This is a genomic window from Corynebacterium sp. HMSC074C01 (assembly GCF_001814605.1).
Classification (GTDB): Bacteria; Actinomycetota; Actinomycetes; order Mycobacteriales; family Mycobacteriaceae; genus Corynebacterium.
Genome location: NZ_KV817254.1, coordinates 68,573 through 84,909, shown reverse-complemented (window position 1 = coordinate 84,909; position 16,337 = coordinate 68,573). Strand labels below are relative to the sequence as shown.

Sequence of the window (16,337 nt, the reverse complement as noted above, 5' to 3'; positions counted from 1 at the left end):
TCAGGAAAACTTCCATCAAACGCCGTGGCGTGAGTGTTCGAGAATATTCGGAATAATGCTTTAAAGCTATTGTTAAATTCGAACACCTGCTCTAAAATTGGGGGTGGATGTAGGAAGGTGGTTTTAAGGTGAATCGCAACAACGAACAACAGCAGAAAATCAACAGCATCAACAGCACAGTCTTTATCGACAAACTGAGGAAGAAGCCCGAGGGGGAGAGGACATGGCACAGGTAATCTCAGCAACAGCGGCAGCAGCCCGCAGCCGGAACCGTGAGGCTATGCAGCGGGACCGTTTCGTAAACCAAGCGCTAGACCTCTTAGCGGATGCGCGGAGTAGCGCGGCGGAGGGACGCCTTGCGGATGCATTGGAATTGGCTTACCGCGCCTCGCTACGTGCAGCCGGGGCACGCGTGGCGGCGTCCACCGTGTCGCGACGCCGGCGCTTGCCTACTTCCGCCTGGGAGCAGGTGGCTCTCATTGGCCCGGCTGATGCGCAGTGGGCAGAGGGGTTTAGGGAGTACTCCCGTGTGCGCTCACGTGTGGCCTCTGGCCTAGAGCCGGTCCCTGAGCCGGACGCGGTTTATCAGTACTTAGCACTCGCCGCGCGTTATGTGGATGCGACTGAGTCCGAGCTGGGCTTCGGGGCAGTGGCGGCCTAAGGCTGGGGCCGGGGTCATGGGCCGTGAGGGGGTAGTGCGGCCAAATTATGGACTGTCTTTGTGGGAACTATCTCGCTATCCTTGACGTTATAGAGGTAGTAACCCACATTCCCAGTATTTCTACCTAAACCCCAACCCATTACGGAGGACGCTGTGGCCCTTTCTGAGCACGAACAGCAAGCGCTGCGTGAAATTGAACAGTCGTTGCTGGCCAATGATCCTGATTTTGGCGCGTCTGTGTCCGGTGAAACTTCTTTCGGCGGAAACTCGGGTGCCATCACCCTCCGCGGAGTGGCCTTGATTGTTGTTGGCCTCTGCATGATGGTGGGCGGTATCGCGTTGGCTCAGCAATCTCTGTGGTTTGTCAGCCTCTCCGTCCTTGGCTTCCTCGTTATGTTCGGCTCCGGTGTCTGGATGCTGCGTGGAAAGTCTGAAGATTCTCTGGTTGCAGTCGGCGCGCAGGCCCCTGCCCGCGGGCGCGGCAAGCAATCCAAGAATGGCGGCAGCGGTGTTGGAAACCGTCTGGAAGATAATTTCCGCCGTCGCTTTGAGGAACGCTAGGCGCCAATAAAACGCTCATGGGCGTTGTATAGATAGCTGCACTCTCGCCCACAGCCCTCCGCGTTAATTCGCGGAGGGCTGTTGTGATCTTTGAACTTCTAAAAATCGGTGGGGGAGGGTCAGCTGGCAAGGGTGTCGGCAGTTGTGAGGAGCGTCTGTTTTGCCTGCCGCGCTTGTCCGGTGTTGAGCTGGCCAGCGGCCTAGCAGGTGTCGATGGCGGGTAGAGCTGAAGGTTCCAGGGTTGGGCTCTGCGCCTAGGCATCAGATCTATTGATTGTTGCGGCGTCGGAAGGAATTCACATCTTCCCCCACTTTCCCCCACTTTGCCCCGGGTGGACTATTGAGCTGGTGGAAATTCTGCGTGCTTTTGTCGGGCTGGGTGATTGAAAGTCGCAGTAATTCGGGGATATAGGGGAAAGGTAGTGCTTAAGGGATGGAAGTTGCAGGTGTGAATAGCGGAATTGAGTGCGTACTTAGGGGGTGTGTCAAGGGCGTGCTGGGAAAACTTCCCACCGAAAAAATGCCTATCTAGCTGCATGTATGTCGTGACACGCGGGGATGAAGGGTGCTAAAGGTGTGGGTGGTGGGGGAAAGTGGGGTAGAGTGGGGCGCAGCGGAGGAGAGTTGTTCTCTTGTCGCGAGAGGAATCCGGAGTTTTCGAGTGACAGGAAGGTGGACCCGGGGATGTTTCTCGGCACCTACACTCCCAAGCTCGATGACAAAGGGCGGCTTACGCTTCCAGCGAAGTTTCGCGAAGAACTGGCCGGTGGCCTCATGGTCACTAAGGGGCAGGATCATTCGCTTGCGGTATACCCGCGGGAGGAATTCGCGGCACGAGCTAGGAAGGCAGCGGCTGTGTCACGCACCAACCCGGACGCGCGTGCGTTCATCCGTAACTTGGCAGCGAGTGCGGACGAGCAGCGTCCCGATGGGCACGGGCGTATCACGCTGTCTGCAGGCCACCGTGAGTACGCAAACCTGACGAAGGAATGCGTGGTTGTGGGGTCGGTCGACTTCCTCGAAATCTGGGATGCAGCCGCGTGGGCTGAATACCAGGCGCAAACTGAAGACGCTTACTCGGCGGCAGACGCCGATGACGTACTTGCCGGGTTGCTCTAAAGCTTCCCCGGCGCACCAAGAGTGCGTGTACGGACTCTGCCCGAGGAGGATGAGCTGGTGTACTTCCCCGACATCAGAACCCTTCCTCGGACAGGGCCCTATACGCACTCGCTTTTTATCGAGATCATCAGACCGCAGCATTAAGCGCCTGAACGGAAAGGGGGACAGCAACTGTGGAGCACGACGGCACCATCAACTACGACGTGAGCGACAACCACGGCCATGTCCCCGTCATGCGTGCGCGCATGGCCCAGTTGCTTGCCCCAGCTGTCGAGGCAGCGGGGGAGAACGCCGTCATCGTCGACGGTACCTTGGGCGCGGGTGGCCACAGCGAATACTTTCTCACCGCTTTCCCCTTCGTGCGCATCATTGGCGTGGACCGTGATTCCGCCTCGTTGAGCAGTGCTTCTCGACGTCTCAGTCCCTTCGCCGACCGTTTCGTGGGCGTCAACGCGCGTTTCGATGAGGTAGGCAGTGCCATTGCGGATGGGGAAGACGAGATCTTTTCCATCGCGCGGGAGCACGGCATAGCCGGGGCGCTGTTTGATCTCGGAGTCTCCTCCATGCAGCTGGATCAGGTCGATCGCGGTTTTGCGTACAAGACTGACGCCCCGCTGGATATGCGCATGGACCCGCGCCAGGGAATGACCGCCGCCGACATTCTCAATACTTATAGTCACGGAGACCTCGCCCGCATTTTGAAAACCTATGGCGATGAGCGTTTCGCCGGAAAAATCGCATCCGCAGTTCTGCGGGAAAGGGACAAGGAGCCTTTTAGCAACTCCGCGCGCTTGGTCGACTTGTTATACGCCACCATCCCCGCGGCAACGCGCCGCACTGGTGGACACCCGGCGAAGCGAACCTTTCAGGCGCTGCGCGTCGAGGTCAACCGTGAACTGGAGGCTATTGAGCAGGTCATCCCCGTGATTACGGATGCCTTGTCCATTGGCGGACGTGCGGTGTTTATGAGCTACCAGTCGCTCGAAGATCGCATTGTTAAGCATGCTTTCACCAAGCTCAGCACCTCGACCACCCCAGCGGGCCTGCCCATGGATCTGCCGGGGACCGCGGCGCACTATTCCGTGGTGACGCGTGGTGCGGAAAAGGCGAGCCAGGAAGAGATTGCGGAGAACCCACGGGCGGCATCCGTCCGTGTACGCGCGCTCGAACGCCTTGAAGGGGCGCCGTCTTTTCATGAACCGGGAGGTAGGCCATGACGCTGAGAGACCGTACCGCACAGGCAACCCACCACCGCGACCACGAGAGGACCCACACCATGGGCGCAAGCCGCGATTTCACCACCGGAGCCGATGCCACGGGCCAGGGAACCGCGCTGCTGGAACGGGGGCGCCGTACCACCCCGCTGCCGAGTCGCACCCCGCACCGCGGCACCGTTCCTACTCGCCGCGTTGGCTCCGGCCTGCGGGGAAGCCGCCTTGGCTCGAAGCAGGTTGTGAGCAATCGTGGCCGTCGTGTAGCGCAGCCCACGCGGGTCAACGGCCTCTTCGCGCGCCTGTCCTTCATCGCCATTGCTCTGCTTATTACGGGTGTGGCCGCAGCCATGTGGCTGTCGGGCTTGTCCACCTCCCAGACCTTCAAGATTCAGGAGCTCACCGCCCAGGAATCCACGCTGGATAACCAGCTGGAAACCCTGAACCGAGACTTGGAGAATGTTCGCTCGGCCTCGGATGTGGCTCGCCGCGCCCACGAGGCCAAGATGGGCATCCCTGTCCAGCCAGGCGTTGTAGAGGTTGGCGCAGACGGCAATATCGAGCACAAGCGCGAGGCAACACCGGATATGGAATCGGTCATCGATGTCAATGGAGAACCGGTCCGCCCGGGGCAGGCTTCCAGTGACCCGAACGCGACGGCCTACATGTCCGACAATCTGAATGCCCGCCCGACGCTCAGCGAGCGCAACCGCGAACGTGGAGGTGCCGCTTCCAATGACGCGCATTCGGAGAATAGCCCCGAAGGCGGCCAGCCAGGGGAGGAGAACGTTGAGCTGCCGGATATTCCGGCCCAGGCTCCCTACGCGGCGCGGGGATAGAATCCCCCTCCCGCTTCGCGCGTGCCTGCGTGGGCAGGCGGCGATAATAGGGCACAATTCGGGATGAGACTGTCTTAACCCGCGCCAAGCGTGGGGCAAGACATTCAGCTGTTTACTTACCTACCCTCGCTGCAGACAGAAAGGTGACGTGTGACCCCACCACACTCCGGTGGCCGGCGCCCGAGGCGCGCTCCCGCCGCCCGTGCCGCTCAGCCACGCGGTGCCTCTCACCAACCACGGCAGCGCTACGACGCCGACCGCGTCGTTCCCGCGACCAGCTCCCGGAACCCACGTACCGGCAAGCCTTTCCTGAGCCAGCAAAAGACGATGCGCCAGCGTGTTCACGTCATTGCGGCGGTGTTGCTCGTCATCATGCTGGCCTGGATGGGGCGCCTCGCCTGGGTGCAGATTGTGTGGGGTCCCGACCTGGCGGCAAAGGCAGCAGCGCAGCGAACCCGTGTGTACGTCGACACCGCCGGGCGCGGTGAAATCCTTGCGCGCGATGGCCAGCGCTTGGCCTACACCATGCGTGCCCGCTCATTAACCGTCTCACCGACTCGCCTGCGCGATGAGCTTCGTGAGCAGGAAAAGCAGAAAGCAACCGGCGAGGCCGAGTATGAGTCCTTAGCCCCCGAAGCGAAGAGTTCCTATCTAGACAACAAAGTGACCGAGCGGCTCACCGAAATGTCGAAGGGGATCCCGAGCAAGCTGAAGGATGCCGGAATCGATGCTGGCGACGTGGACCCGGAGCAGATTATGGACAAGCTTCGCGCCGACACTCAGTACGAGGTCCTCGTTCGCAATGTTGACCCAGATGTCGCGGTAGCCATTTCCGAGGAATACCACGGCCTTGCCGCCGATGAGCAGCAAATCCGCCAGTATCCGAATGGTTCGATCGCGGAGAACGTCATCGGCAAAGTTTCTATGGACGGCCAAGGCCAGTTCGGCTTCGAAGCCTCCGGTGATACCACCCTCACGGGTATTGACGGCAGCTCCACCGAGGACGTTTCGGCCAATGGCCAGGTGATTCCCGGTAGCCTCCGCGATCAGGTACCCACCACTGACGGCAAGAACGTGACATTGACGCTAGATCTTGACCTACAGACCTACGTGCAGCAGAAGCTGGAGAAGGCAAAGGCCAACTCGAAGGCGAAAAGCGCTGAGGCGGTCGTGTTGGATGCCGCTACCGGCCAGGTCTTAGCCATGGCGAATACTGGGACGGTTGATCCGAACAAGGACATCGAAAAGCAGCTCCAAAAGGACAAGACCTTCGACAATCTGTCAGTCTCGCACCCCTTCGAGCCCGGCTCGGTTGCGAAGATAATTACTGCTGCCGCGACCATCGAAGAGGGCCTCACCGACCCGGATGAGGTTTTGCAGGTGCCCGGATCCATCGACATGGCCGGCGTGACTGTTAATGACGCCTGGCCCCACGGCGTTGAGCCATACACCACGACCGGCGTCTTCGGTAAGTCATCGAACGTGGGAACGCTGATGCTGGCGGATCGACTTGGCCAAGATAAATACGCCGATTACCTGAAGAAGTTTGGACTCGGGCAGACCTCCGGCATCGAGTTGCCCAACGAGTCCCCTGGACTGGTCCCCGATCGTTCGCAGTGGTCCGGCGGTACCTTCGCTAACCTGCCCATCGGCCAGGGCCAGTCATGGACTGCCCTGCAGCTGGCGTCTGTTTACCAGGCCCTCGCCAACGATGGCGAGCGCATCGAGCCGCGCATCATTGACTCGATTACCGCGCCGGACGGGACGAAGGAAGAGCTGGAGGAGCCCGAGACCACCCGCGTGGTCAGCGCCGAAACCGCACGCACCGTCGTCGACATGTTCCGAGCGGTCTTCCAGGATGATCCGCAGGGCCTGAACAACGGTACCGCCGGCAACGCCAACATCGAGGGCTATCAGCTCTCCGGAAAGACCGGTACCGCGCAGAAAGTCGATGAGGACACTGGGGCTTATTCCAATTCCAAATACTGGATCACGTTTGCGGGCATTGCGCCTGCCGACGACCCCCGCTTCGTCGTCGCCGTCATGCTCGATGAGCCGGAATCCGGTGTCAACGACGACGGCTCCGGCGGCCAATCCGCAGCCCCTGTTTTCAGCGATATCGCATCCTGGCTCCTCGACCGCGACAATATCCCGCCCTCCCCGCCAGCACCGCAACTGACCTTGCGCGCCGAGTAGTCAGCTCTTATACCGAAAAGCACATATCGAAAACCTAGAGACAGAGAAACAGAGAAGAGGAATCACCGTGACCAGCAGCACCACCCTGAAGCGCCTAGCAGAGATTTCTGGCGGCACGGTGGTCGGGGATGCCTCGACCACCGTGGGGTCCTGTGGACTGAATTCAGCAACATTGCCGTCCGGTGGCCTCTTCGCGGCGCTTCCTGGAACTCGCGTGCATGGAGCGCGATTCGCCGCTGATACAGAGGCCGCAGCCATCCTTACTGATGCAGAAGGACAGCGCATCCTCACCGACGCAGGGGAGACGCGGCCGCTTCTTGTGGTGGAGGATATCCGCGCCATCCTTGGGAACGTGTCCGCCGAGATCTATGGCCACCCCACGCAAAAGCTCACCATCCTCGGCGTGACGGGCACCTCCGGTAAAACCACGACGAGCTACCTCCTCGAGGCGGGTCTCTTGCACGCAGGCTATTCGGTTGGCCTCATCGGCACGACGGGTACCCGCATCAACCGTGAGCCGGTCCCTACCTCGCTGACCACCCCAGAAGCACCGACCTTGCAGGAACTCTTTGCGCGCATGGTGTCCGAGGGAGTTACGCACGTAGTGATGGAGGTGTCCTCTCACGCGCTATCTTTAGGACGAGTCCAGGGTACGCGCTTCGACGTGGGCGGCTTCACCAATCTGAGCCAAGACCACTTGGACTTCCACCCGACGATGGAAGACTACTTTGAGGCCAAGGCCCTGCTTTTCGACGGTCCCCAAGCCGCCGATCGCTCCGTCATCTGCGTCGATGACGAATGGGGGCGTCGTATGGCACAGCGCGCCGCAGCACGCTCGGTGATCCGGGTATCAACGACCCCGCAAGGAAGCGACGCCGATATCACTGGCCGTCAGCTCAGCACTGAGGTCACCGGTGCACAACAGGTGGAACTAACGCTTGCCTCCGGTGAGCATGCCGGAACGTTTGAATTCCGCCTGCCTATGCCGGGTACCTTCAACATCGCCAATGCGGCTCTCGCTACGGGGATGGCCGCCGCTATTGGAATCGAGCCGCAGGTCTTCCTCGAGGGCGTAGAAAAGGTCGCGGTACCGGGCCGCATGGAGCGTGTTGACCGCGGCCAAGACTTTGTGGCTGTGGTGGATTACGCGCACAAGCCGGCTGCAATCGCGGCTGTTTTAGAGACCCTGCGCACGCAGTTGGAAGGCAGCGGAGGCCGCATCGGCATCGTCGTCGGCGCGGGAGGAGACCGCGATTCCTCCAAGCGTCCGCTCATGGGAGCGGCCGCCGCGAAGGGCGCAGACCTTGTCGTCGTCACCGACGACAACCCCCGCACCGAAGACCCGGCATCCATCCGTGCGGCCGTGCTCGCGGGCGCCCAGGAGGCAAACCCGGCGGCTGATATCCGTGAGGTAGGCTCCCGCGCCAAGGCCATTGATGAAGTCGTGGCGTGGGCGCAGCCGGGGGATGCCGTCATCGTCGTTGGCAAGGGCCACGAGGTAGGCCAGCTCATTGGCGATACCGTCCATCACTTCGATGACCGCGAAGAGATGGCGCGTGCCCTTGATGCCATGGCCACTGCGACTAACCTGAGTACCGAAGAATCCAAGGAGCAAGCATGATTGCGTTAAGCCTCGCTGAGATCGCTGAGATCACGGGCGGCCGCCTTGATAGCGTCGACGAACCAGACACCCAGGTGACCGGCTTCGTCGAATTCGATTCTCGCAAGGTCACCCCGGGCGGACTCTTTGTCGCCCTGCCCGGAGCACGCGTCGATGGGCACGACTATGCCAACACCGCGATCGACAAAGGAGCCGTTGCCGTGCTGGCGGCGCGCCCGGTGGGTGTTCCTGCCATCGTCGTCGAGCCGCACGGGCGCATCGAAGGTGACGGTGCCAACGCAGACATCTACGCCAATGATGCAGATGGTTCCGCAGCGGCCGTCGTGGGAGCATTGTCCGCGATTGCTCGTGCAGTTACACAGCGCCTCGCGGCAGAGCAGGCTCTCACCATCGTGGGGGTCACTGGTTCGGCCGGTAAGACGTCCACCAAGGACCTCATCGCCACCATCTTCCGTGAGGTGGGGGAGACCGTTGCCCCGCCCGGCTCTTTCAACAACGAAATCGGCCTTCCCTATACGGCTCTGCGCTGCGATGAGCACACGCGCTACCTCGTGGCGGAGATGTCGGCTCGCGGTATCGGCCACATCCGACACCTCACCGAGATCACCGCGCCGCGCGTTGGCGTGGTCCTGAATGTCGGCTCCGCGCACCTCGGTGAGTTTGGTTCGCGCGAGAATATCGCGCAGGCCAAGGGCGAGCTGGTGGAGGCGTTGCCGAAAGCGGAAGCGGGCGGCGTAGCCGTCCTCAACGCAGATGATCCTTTCGTCGCTGCCATGGCTCCTCGCACGGAGGCCAAGGTGGTGTACTACTCCACGGAGAACCGCCGCGGAGGCGCACCGGCGGCGCAGTACTATGCCACCGATATCGTGCTCGATGACGTCGCTCGCCCTTCCTTTACCCTGCACAGCCCGGATGCTGAACCCGTTGCTGTGAAGCTCCAAGTCTTTGGGTCCCACCAGGTATCTAATGCACTGGCCGCGGCCGCCGCAGCCATCGAGCTGGGGGTATCGGCAGACACGGTGGCGGCTGCGCTGTCCGGTCACCGCCTCGCCTCCGAGCACCGCATGGACGTGCGCACCCGCCGCGATGGCGTCACCGTCATCGATGACTCCTATAACGCCAACCCCGATTCGATGCGTGCGGCCATCGCCGCTTTGGCTTATACCGCAGCAGCGCGTCCCGACGCCCGTTCCATCGCGGTGTTGGGGGAGATGGGAGAACTCGGCAGCGATGCAGAGCAATCGCACCGCCAGCTCGGTGAGTTTTTGGCCAAATACCACGTCGCGCAACTCATCGCGGTAGGAGAGAATCCCAACTGCCGGGCGATGGCCGAGGCCGCTGCGCAGCAAGGTATAAATACAGTGGTGTGCGCCGATGCTGCGGCCGCCGCACAGGCGGTGGACGGCATACTGCGCGTGGCCCCGGCAGGGGTCGATGATTGGGCTAGCCGTAGCGTTAAGGACGTGGTCTTGATTAAGGCCTCCAATGCCCAACGTCTCTGGTTGGTCGCGGAACAGCTGAACCACAGCTAGCCGCTAGAAAGGACTTCAAGCTCGTGACTCAGATCATCATCGCTGGTGCGGTTAGCTTCCTCGTGGCGATCTTTACCACCCCGGTTCTTATCCGTTATTTCTCCGATACCGGCCGCGGACAAGAGATCCGCGAGGATGGCCCCAAGTCTCACCTGCGCAAGCGCGGTACGCCGACGATGGGTGGTCTTGCCATCCTCGCGGGCATCTTGGTGGCCTATGTTGTGGCCGGCCTCTATGGCCTGCTGACAGGGCATGAGGCCTTTACCGCCTCCGGCTTGCTGGTCCTCGGACTGACCTTGGGCTTGGGCGCGGTGGGCTTCGCGGATGACTTCATCAAACTCTTCCGCCACCGCAACCTCGGACTCAATAAGACCGCCAAGCTAATCAGCCAGCTCGTGCTGGCGCTGCTCTTCGGCTTCTTGGTCCTGCGTTTCCCCAACGATGCGGGGCTGACCCCAGGCTCCACCAAGCTATCCTTCATCCGAGATTTGAAGACTTTCGACCTAGCTGTCGGCGGCACGGTGATCGGAACCATCGTGTTCTTGATCTTCATGTACATCCTCATTGCGGCGTGGTCGAACGCGGTGAACCTCACCGACGGCCTCGACGGCCTCGCGGCGGGTGTTACCGCGATTGTCATGGGCTCTTATTCGCTGATGACCTTCTGGCAGTTCCGCTACTCCTGCGCCACTAATTTTGCTGCTGGGTGTTACCAGGTGCGCGATCCGCTCGACCTCGCAGTGCTTGCGGCCGCAGGTCTGGGTGGATGCCTGGGCTTCCTCTGGTGGAATGCCGCGCCCGCCAAAATCTTCATGGGAGACACCGGTTCCTTGGCACTTGGTGGTTTGGTCGCGGGTATTTCCGTTACCAGCCGTACCGAGCTGCTCATGATCATCATCGGTGCCCTGTTCGTCATCGAAACGGTCTCCGTCGTCATCCAAATCGTGGTCTTTCATTCCACCGGAAAGCGCTTCTTCCGTATGGCGCCGATCCACCACCACTTTGAGAACGGTGGTTGGGCGGAAACGGCTGTCGTTGTGCGCTTCTGGCTCCTGGCTGCCATGGCGGCGATGGCCGGTGTGGCTATCTTCTACGGTGATTGGCTCACCGCCTCCGGCATAGGAGTAGGGGCATGACGCGCCCAGACTTCCTCTCCGGTCACGTCCTCATCGCCGGCGCAGGCGTCTCCGGCCGCGGGTGCGCGGCAGTCCTGTCCAACTTGGACGTGGATTTAACGGTGGCCGATGGCAACGAGGACTCCCGCAGCCGCATCGCCGCAGAGTTGGACGTTGCCACCGTGGACACCTCCGCGGTGGACCTAGCCGAGTACTCGCTCGTCGTCACCTCACCAGGATGGCGTCCGGACTCGCCGTTGCTCGTTGCGGCCGCATCCCAAGGGCTTGAGGTCATCGGCGATGTTGAGTTGGCTTACCGTCTCGATCGAGCAGAGGTCTTCGGCGCCCCGCGCCGCTGGCTCGCGATCACCGGCACCAACGGCAAGACCACGACCACCGGCATGCTCGCCGCCATCATGGCTGCCGACGAGCAACGCTCCGGCCAGCGCGCACAAGCGGTAGGCAATATCGGCGTCTCGTCCTTTGATGCCCTGGCCGCCCAGCCCCGCGTGGACATCCTCGTAGCGGAGCTTTCATCCTTCCAATTGCACTGGTCCTCCCACCTGCGCCCAGAAGTCGGGGCACTGCTTAACCTCGCCGACGACCACCTGGATTGGCATGGATCCTTCGAAGCATATGCCGCAGACAAGGCCAAGATTCTGGGCGGACAGCACGCCGTATACGGCAAGGAAGATGAGCACGTTCGAGTGCTCGCTGCTTCTCTTCCCGGCGCAACTGCTTTCAGCCATGCTGAGCCTGCCGCAGGTGAAGTAGGCGTGAGCACCGGCAGCCTCCTCGTCAACGAGGTTGCGGGGATGAAATCCGCCGTGGTGGACGATGTCACCACCATCCAACCCGCCGGTCTGGCCGGAGTGCTGGATGCCGCTGCCGCGTCGGCAGTGGCGGCTCTCGCTGGTGCTCAACCGGAATCCATCGCGGAGGGACTCAGCGCCTATGTGGTGGCAGGACACCGCGGGGAGATCGTTCACCGCCACGCTGGCGTGACCTACATCGACAATTCCAAGGCAACGAACCCACATGCCGCGGAGGTCGCTATGCGCGGGTTGGACTCCGTGGTGTGGGTGGCCGGCGGCCAGCTGAAAGGCGCTGATGTCTCGGAACTGTTGCGCACCCATGCCGCGCGACTGAAGGCAGCGGCTCTGGTGGGCGTCGACAAGCATGTGCTTGCCCAAGCCCTCGTGAAGGCAGCGCCACACGTGCCCGTTTTCATCGTGGATAGCCACGATCCGGAAGCAGCAATGGAACAGGCAGTGTCCGCCGCCGTGCAACACGCCGACGCCGGCGATACCGTGCTTTTAGCACCCGCTGCGGCATCGTTGGACATGTACACCGGTATGGGCCAGCGCGGCGATATCTTTGCCGCCGCTGCCCGCCGCCTCGCCCGCTAGCGCTAGGAGCACCCGTGACCGCCACCAGCACCCAGAAGCCACAACGCACGCTGGGATACCACCTGCGTGATCTCCGCGAGCGCCTCCGCGCCTACCCCGGGCTCGACTATTTAGTGCTGCGCATCGCCATTTTTTCGCTCATCGGCATCGGCGTCCTCATGGCCTTCTCCTCGTCGATGGCGACGTCTCTGTCAGAGACCGATAGCCCGTGGTCAGCTGCTCTGCGCCAGTGCGTGCTCGTTATCGCCGGCCTCATCGTGTTTTGGATTGGTCTGCGCATGTCGCCCCGCACGCTCCGGGCACTCGTGCCGTGGTTCTTGGGGCTATCCATCCTGCTTCTTATCCTCGTCCTCGTACCTGGCATTGGTACCGGTCGTGCGGAGGTCGGTTCGCAGTCGTGGATCATGCTGCCTGGTGGTGTGGCATTCCAGCCCTCCGAGTTCGCCCGCGTGGCTGTGGGCATGTACGGCGCCTCAGCGCTGGCGGATAAGACGCACCGTTCGATGCGCCTGACGGACCCTTTCATGATGTACTCCATCATCGCCGGCATCATGTTCGTACTGATTGTGGCCCAAGGCGATCTCGGCATGGGTGTCTCTTTCGCCCTCATCGTCGTGTTCACTCTGGTTTTCGCTGGTGTGGACTGGCGTGTTCCGACCGTCGTCGGTGTCTTCGGTGCCATCGGCATGGTCACCGTCTTCTTGGCCGGCGGCTTCCGTTCGCACCGCTTCCACACTTATTTCGATGCGCTGCGCGGCAATATCGAGGACACACAAGGTACCGGTTTCCAGGCTTACCAGGGCTTCCTTTCGCTTGCCGACGGCGGCTTCTGGGGCGTTGGCCTCGGCCAGTCACGCGCCAAATGGTTCTACCTCCCAGAGGCGAAGAATGACTTCGTCTTCGCCATCATTGGTGAGGAATTGGGCCTATGGGGCGGTGCCCTTGTCATCGGGCTATTCGCCGTGCTGGGCTACTTCGGGCTGCGGGCGGCAACGCGCGCCCAGGACCAATTCCAGTCTTTGCTGGCCGCCACGTTAGCGGTGGGGGTTGTCGTGCAGGCATTCATTAACATCGGCTACGTGATCGGCGTGCTGCCGGTGACGGGTATCCAGCTGCCGATGATTTCCGCAGGTGGTACGGCCGCGGTGATCACGATTGGGTCGATGGGCCTGCTGTGCAACGTGGCGCGCCACGAGCCGCTGCAGGTTTCCGCCATGCAGAACTTTGGGCGCCCGCTCTTCGACCGTATCTTCTTCATCCCCGAGCCCACACCGCCTAACGAGCGTCGCGGCGGGGCACACAGAGCCCCGCGTGAAGGCAAAGAGGCGACACGTTCTCAGCGCGCGCACCGCGACCGCTCCCAGCGCCATGTTGAGCGCAGCCGCGAGGAAAGATTTGGGCGTGCAGTAACAGGGCGCTCGTCGCGCGCGCAAGCGCCGCAGGGGGAACAACGGCGGGAGTATCGCCGGGAGTATCGGCGCGGCGAGCGTCGGTAGTAAAGCACGGCGCTGGTAGCGTGTAGTGCATGAATGACACGCCGATTTCCGTCGTCATCGCAGGTGGCGGCACTGCCGGACACATCGAACCAGCGCTCGCGGTGGGGGAGGAGCTGCGCCAGCGCCACGGCGCGCGGGTGACCGCGCTAGGAACCTCACGAGGTTTGGAAAGCGATATCGTGCCGGCGCGTGGCGTCGATTTGCGCATGATTACACCGGTCCCAGTCCCACGCAAGATCAACGCTGATGCCGCTAAGCTGCCGTGGCGGATCCTCAAGTCTGTTCGGGAAACCCGCGCGGTTCTGAAAGACGTCGGGGCCAATGTGATCTTTGGCACCGGAGGATACGTTGCTGCGCCGGCTTACCTGGCAGCGAAGTCTCTGAGCATCCCGTTCTTCGTGCTCGAGACGAATGCTCTGGCTGGCATGGCTAACAAGCTGGGGGTGCGCCTCGGCGGCACGGGTATTAACGCGCAGGAAGGCTCCGGTATGCCCGGTGAGGTCCTGGGAATCCCCGTGCGTCCGGGCATGGGGGAGGATCCAGACGGCGCAAAGGCGGCTGCTGCGCGCCAGAACTGGAACCTCGACGCGCATCGCCCGACGATCGTGGTAACCGGCGGTTCACAGGGAGCGGTGAGCATCAACACTGCCGTGGCCGGCGCACTCGATGACCTGTGTCGAGATTTCCAAGTGCTGCACGCTTATGGCAAAAAGAATGCGGCGCCGGCTGCGCGCGAGCACTACACCGCGGTGCCCTATATCGATGACATGGCTGGCGCTCTGGCCGTTGCTGACCTCATGGTCTGCCGTTCTGGAGCGATGACGGTGGCAGAGGTCTCCGCCGCTGGTCTGCCCGCGCTTTATGTGCCGCTGCCGCACGGCAATGGTGAACAGGCTCTGAACTCGCGCGCGCTGGTGGAATCCGGTGCCGCGGTTCAGGTTCCGGACGCCGAGCTGACCTCGGAGCGCCTCGTTGCCGAGGTTCGCGCTATCCTTGACCACCCCGAAGCTTTGACGGCCATGCGTGCTGCCGCTGATGCCAGCACGGCCGGTGAGGTTGCAGCCATCATCGCTGACCGCATCGCGCAGCGTGTCGCCGCCGAGAACCGCGGCTAGACGCACAGTACAGGTTTATGAAAGAAGGATTTTTCACCATGACTGATACCCCTGCCCCCACGGACCTGTCCCGCGTCCACTTCGTCGGTATCGGAGGCTCCGGTATGTCCGGCCTCGCGCGCATTCTGGTTAGTCGGGGCGCGGTCGTCACCGGCTCGGACGTTAAGAAATCGACGGCTGTCGACGTCCTCCGCACGATGGGTGCGCAGATCGCCATTGGCCATGCCGCTGAGAACCTTGACCTGGCTGGTGATAAGCCGACGGTGGTCGTGACCTCCTTCGCCGCCATCCCGCAGGACAATCCCGAGCTCACTGCTGCGCGCGAGGCCGGAATCCCGGTTATTCGCCGTTCGGACCTGTTGGCTGAGCTGATGGAAGGCCACCGCCAGGTCCTGCTCGCCGGTACTCATGGAAAGACCTCGACTACCTCGATGGCGGTGTCCGCGCTGCAGCAGGCGGGGCTCGACCCCTCTTTCGCCATCGGTGGCCAGCTCAACCGTGCCGGAACCAACGCGCACGGCGGCACGGGTGACGCTTTCGTTGCAGAAGCCGATGAATCCGATGCCTCACTTTTGCGCTACAGCCCCTACGTGGCGGTGATTACTAACATCGAGCCGGATCACCTGGATTATTTCGGCACCGCGGAAAGCTACTACCAGGTCTTTGATGATTTTGCGGACCGTGTTGTTGAGGGTGGCTACTTGGTAGTCTGCCTCGAAGACGCGCAGGCAGCCACCACCGGCGAGCGCGCGGCACAGCGCGGTATCCAGGTGCTGGGCTACGGCGCACGCAGTGCGGTAAGCGAAGATTCTGCTGTGCCCCTCGCAGCGGACATCCTAGAAGAAACTGTCTCCGCCGCCGGCGCGCACGTCCGCGTTCGCCTGGCCCTGCCGGGGCAGGCGCCACAGGAGCTGTCCTATGACCTGCACGTCCCCGGACATCACATGGTTCTTAACTCGGCGGCGGCGCTGCTGGCCGGCGCGCTGGCTGGCGGAGACCCAGCGGAATTGGCCGCGGGCCTGACCGACTTTACGGGTGTGCGCCGCCGCTTCGAGTACCGCGGCAGCGAGCGCGGAATCCGAGTCTTCGACGATTATGCGCACCACCCTACGGAGGTATCCGCAGTACTTAATGCAGCCCGTGCGAAGGCGGATGCGGAGGGGGAGGGGGCGCGCGTTATCGCCTGCTTCCAGCCGCATCTGTACTCCCGGACAATGAAGTTCGACGCGGAGTTTGCTCAGGCCTTGGCGCTTGCCGACGCCGCCGTCGTCCTCGACATCTACGGTGCCCGCGAGCAACCGGTTGAAGGAATTACCTCCCGCATTATCACGGATAAGATGCCGGAGGATATGCCGGTCATCTTCGAACCCGATTTCTCCGAAGCCGCTGGCGACGTCATTTCCCTGGCACAGTCTGGTGATATCGTCCTCACGATTGGTGCGGGCACGGTTACCTACGTAGC

The 16,337-nt window shown here is 62.1% G+C and carries 13 protein-coding genes; all 13 read left to right on the top strand.

The window, feature by feature from the left end; translation table 11 throughout:
• The first annotated feature begins 223 nt into the window (after positions 1 to 223).
• The gene (locus tag HMPREF2978_RS01265; protein WP_070743638.1) at positions 224 to 661 is read left to right on the top strand and encodes an SAV_6107 family HEPN domain-containing protein; all 438 of its coding nucleotides are present in this window, start codon (positions 224 to 226) and stop codon (positions 659 to 661) included.
• Positions 662 to 814: 153 nt separating this feature from the next.
• Positions 815 to 1,222 carry a DUF3040 domain-containing protein gene (locus HMPREF2978_RS01260; RefSeq protein WP_070526694.1) on the top strand — a complete coding sequence of 136 codons (408 nt, stop codon included), beginning with the start codon at positions 815 to 817 and terminating at the stop codon, positions 1,220 to 1,222.
• A 684-nt stretch (positions 1,223 to 1,906) separates the two neighbouring features.
• Positions 1,907 to 2,341, top strand: coding sequence for a division/cell wall cluster transcriptional repressor MraZ (gene mraZ, locus HMPREF2978_RS01255; RefSeq protein ID WP_010190539.1), 435 nt, complete (start codon positions 1,907 to 1,909; stop codon positions 2,339 to 2,341).
• Positions 2,342 to 2,514: 173 nt separating this feature from the next.
• Entirely contained in the window at positions 2,515 to 3,558 is a 1,044-nt protein-coding gene (rsmH, locus tag HMPREF2978_RS01250) for a 16S rRNA (cytosine(1402)-N(4))-methyltransferase RsmH (RefSeq protein WP_070526697.1), read from the top strand.
• Positions 3,555 to 4,391: a cell division protein FtsL gene (locus HMPREF2978_RS01245; RefSeq protein WP_070526700.1), complete on the top strand. Its 837-nt coding sequence runs from the start codon at positions 3,555 to 3,557 to the stop codon at positions 4,389 to 4,391. Before rsmH ends, HMPREF2978_RS01245 begins: the two co-directional genes overlap by 4 nt.
• 327 nt (positions 4,392 to 4,718) lie before the next feature.
• Entirely contained in the window at positions 4,719 to 6,587 is a 1,869-nt protein-coding gene (locus tag HMPREF2978_RS01240) for a peptidoglycan D,D-transpeptidase FtsI family protein (protein WP_070743635.1), read from the top strand.
• 67 nt (positions 6,588 to 6,654) lie between these two features.
• Positions 6,655 to 8,208 (top strand): UDP-N-acetylmuramoyl-L-alanyl-D-glutamate--2,6-diaminopimelate ligase, encoded by a 1,554-nt coding sequence (locus HMPREF2978_RS01235; protein WP_070743632.1) that lies wholly within the window; start codon positions 6,655 to 6,657, stop codon positions 8,206 to 8,208.
• A complete protein-coding gene (gene murF / locus HMPREF2978_RS01230; protein ID WP_070526709.1) occupies positions 8,205 to 9,740 on the top strand; it encodes a UDP-N-acetylmuramoyl-tripeptide--D-alanyl-D-alanine ligase in 1,536 nt (511 codons plus the stop codon). The genes HMPREF2978_RS01235 and murF overlap by 4 nt, the downstream gene beginning before the upstream one ends.
• 23 nt (positions 9,741 to 9,763) lie before the next feature.
• Positions 9,764 to 10,876 (top strand): phospho-N-acetylmuramoyl-pentapeptide-transferase, encoded by a 1,113-nt coding sequence (gene mraY, locus HMPREF2978_RS01225; RefSeq protein WP_010190532.1) that lies wholly within the window; start codon positions 9,764 to 9,766, stop codon positions 10,874 to 10,876.
• Entirely contained in the window at positions 10,873 to 12,264 is a 1,392-nt protein-coding gene (gene murD / locus HMPREF2978_RS01220; protein WP_070743629.1) for a UDP-N-acetylmuramoyl-L-alanine--D-glutamate ligase, read from the top strand. Before mraY ends, murD begins: the two co-directional genes overlap by 4 nt.
• A gap of 14 nt (positions 12,265 to 12,278) precedes the next feature.
• Entirely contained in the window at positions 12,279 to 13,760 is a 1,482-nt protein-coding gene (locus tag HMPREF2978_RS01215; protein WP_070526715.1) for an FtsW/RodA/SpoVE family cell cycle protein, read from the top strand.
• A 29-nt stretch (positions 13,761 to 13,789) separates the two neighbouring features.
• Positions 13,790 to 14,875 carry an undecaprenyldiphospho-muramoylpentapeptide beta-N-acetylglucosaminyltransferase gene (murG, locus tag HMPREF2978_RS01210; RefSeq protein ID WP_070743626.1) on the top strand — a complete coding sequence of 362 codons (1,086 nt, stop codon included), beginning with the start codon at positions 13,790 to 13,792 and terminating at the stop codon, positions 14,873 to 14,875.
• A gap of 38 nt (positions 14,876 to 14,913) precedes the next feature.
• Positions 14,914 to 16,337: UDP-N-acetylmuramate--L-alanine ligase (gene murC, locus HMPREF2978_RS01205; RefSeq protein ID WP_070743688.1), on the top strand; the 1,424-nt coding region annotated here is incomplete at its 3' end.

Excerpts from the sequence above, each read along its gene's own strand:
- HMPREF2978_RS01265 (WP_070743638.1), top strand. The coding sequence starts at position 224 with ATGGCACAGGTAATCTCAGCAACAGCGGCAGCAGCCCGCAGCCGGAAC.
- mraZ (WP_010190539.1), top strand. The coding sequence starts at position 1,907 with ATGTTTCTCGGCACCTACACTCCCAAGCTCGATGACAAAGGGCGGCTT.
- HMPREF2978_RS01245 (WP_070526700.1), top strand. The coding sequence starts at position 3,555 with ATGACGCTGAGAGACCGTACCGCACAGGCAACCCACCACCGCGACCAC.
- HMPREF2978_RS01240 (WP_070743635.1), top strand. The coding sequence starts at position 4,719 with ATGCGCCAGCGTGTTCACGTCATTGCGGCGGTGTTGCTCGTCATCATG.
- murF (WP_070526709.1), top strand. The coding sequence starts at position 8,205 with ATGATTGCGTTAAGCCTCGCTGAGATCGCTGAGATCACGGGCGGCCGC.
- murD (WP_070743629.1), top strand. The coding sequence starts at position 10,873 with ATGACGCGCCCAGACTTCCTCTCCGGTCACGTCCTCATCGCCGGCGCA.
- murG (WP_070743626.1), top strand. The coding sequence starts at position 13,790 with ATGAATGACACGCCGATTTCCGTCGTCATCGCAGGTGGCGGCACTGCC.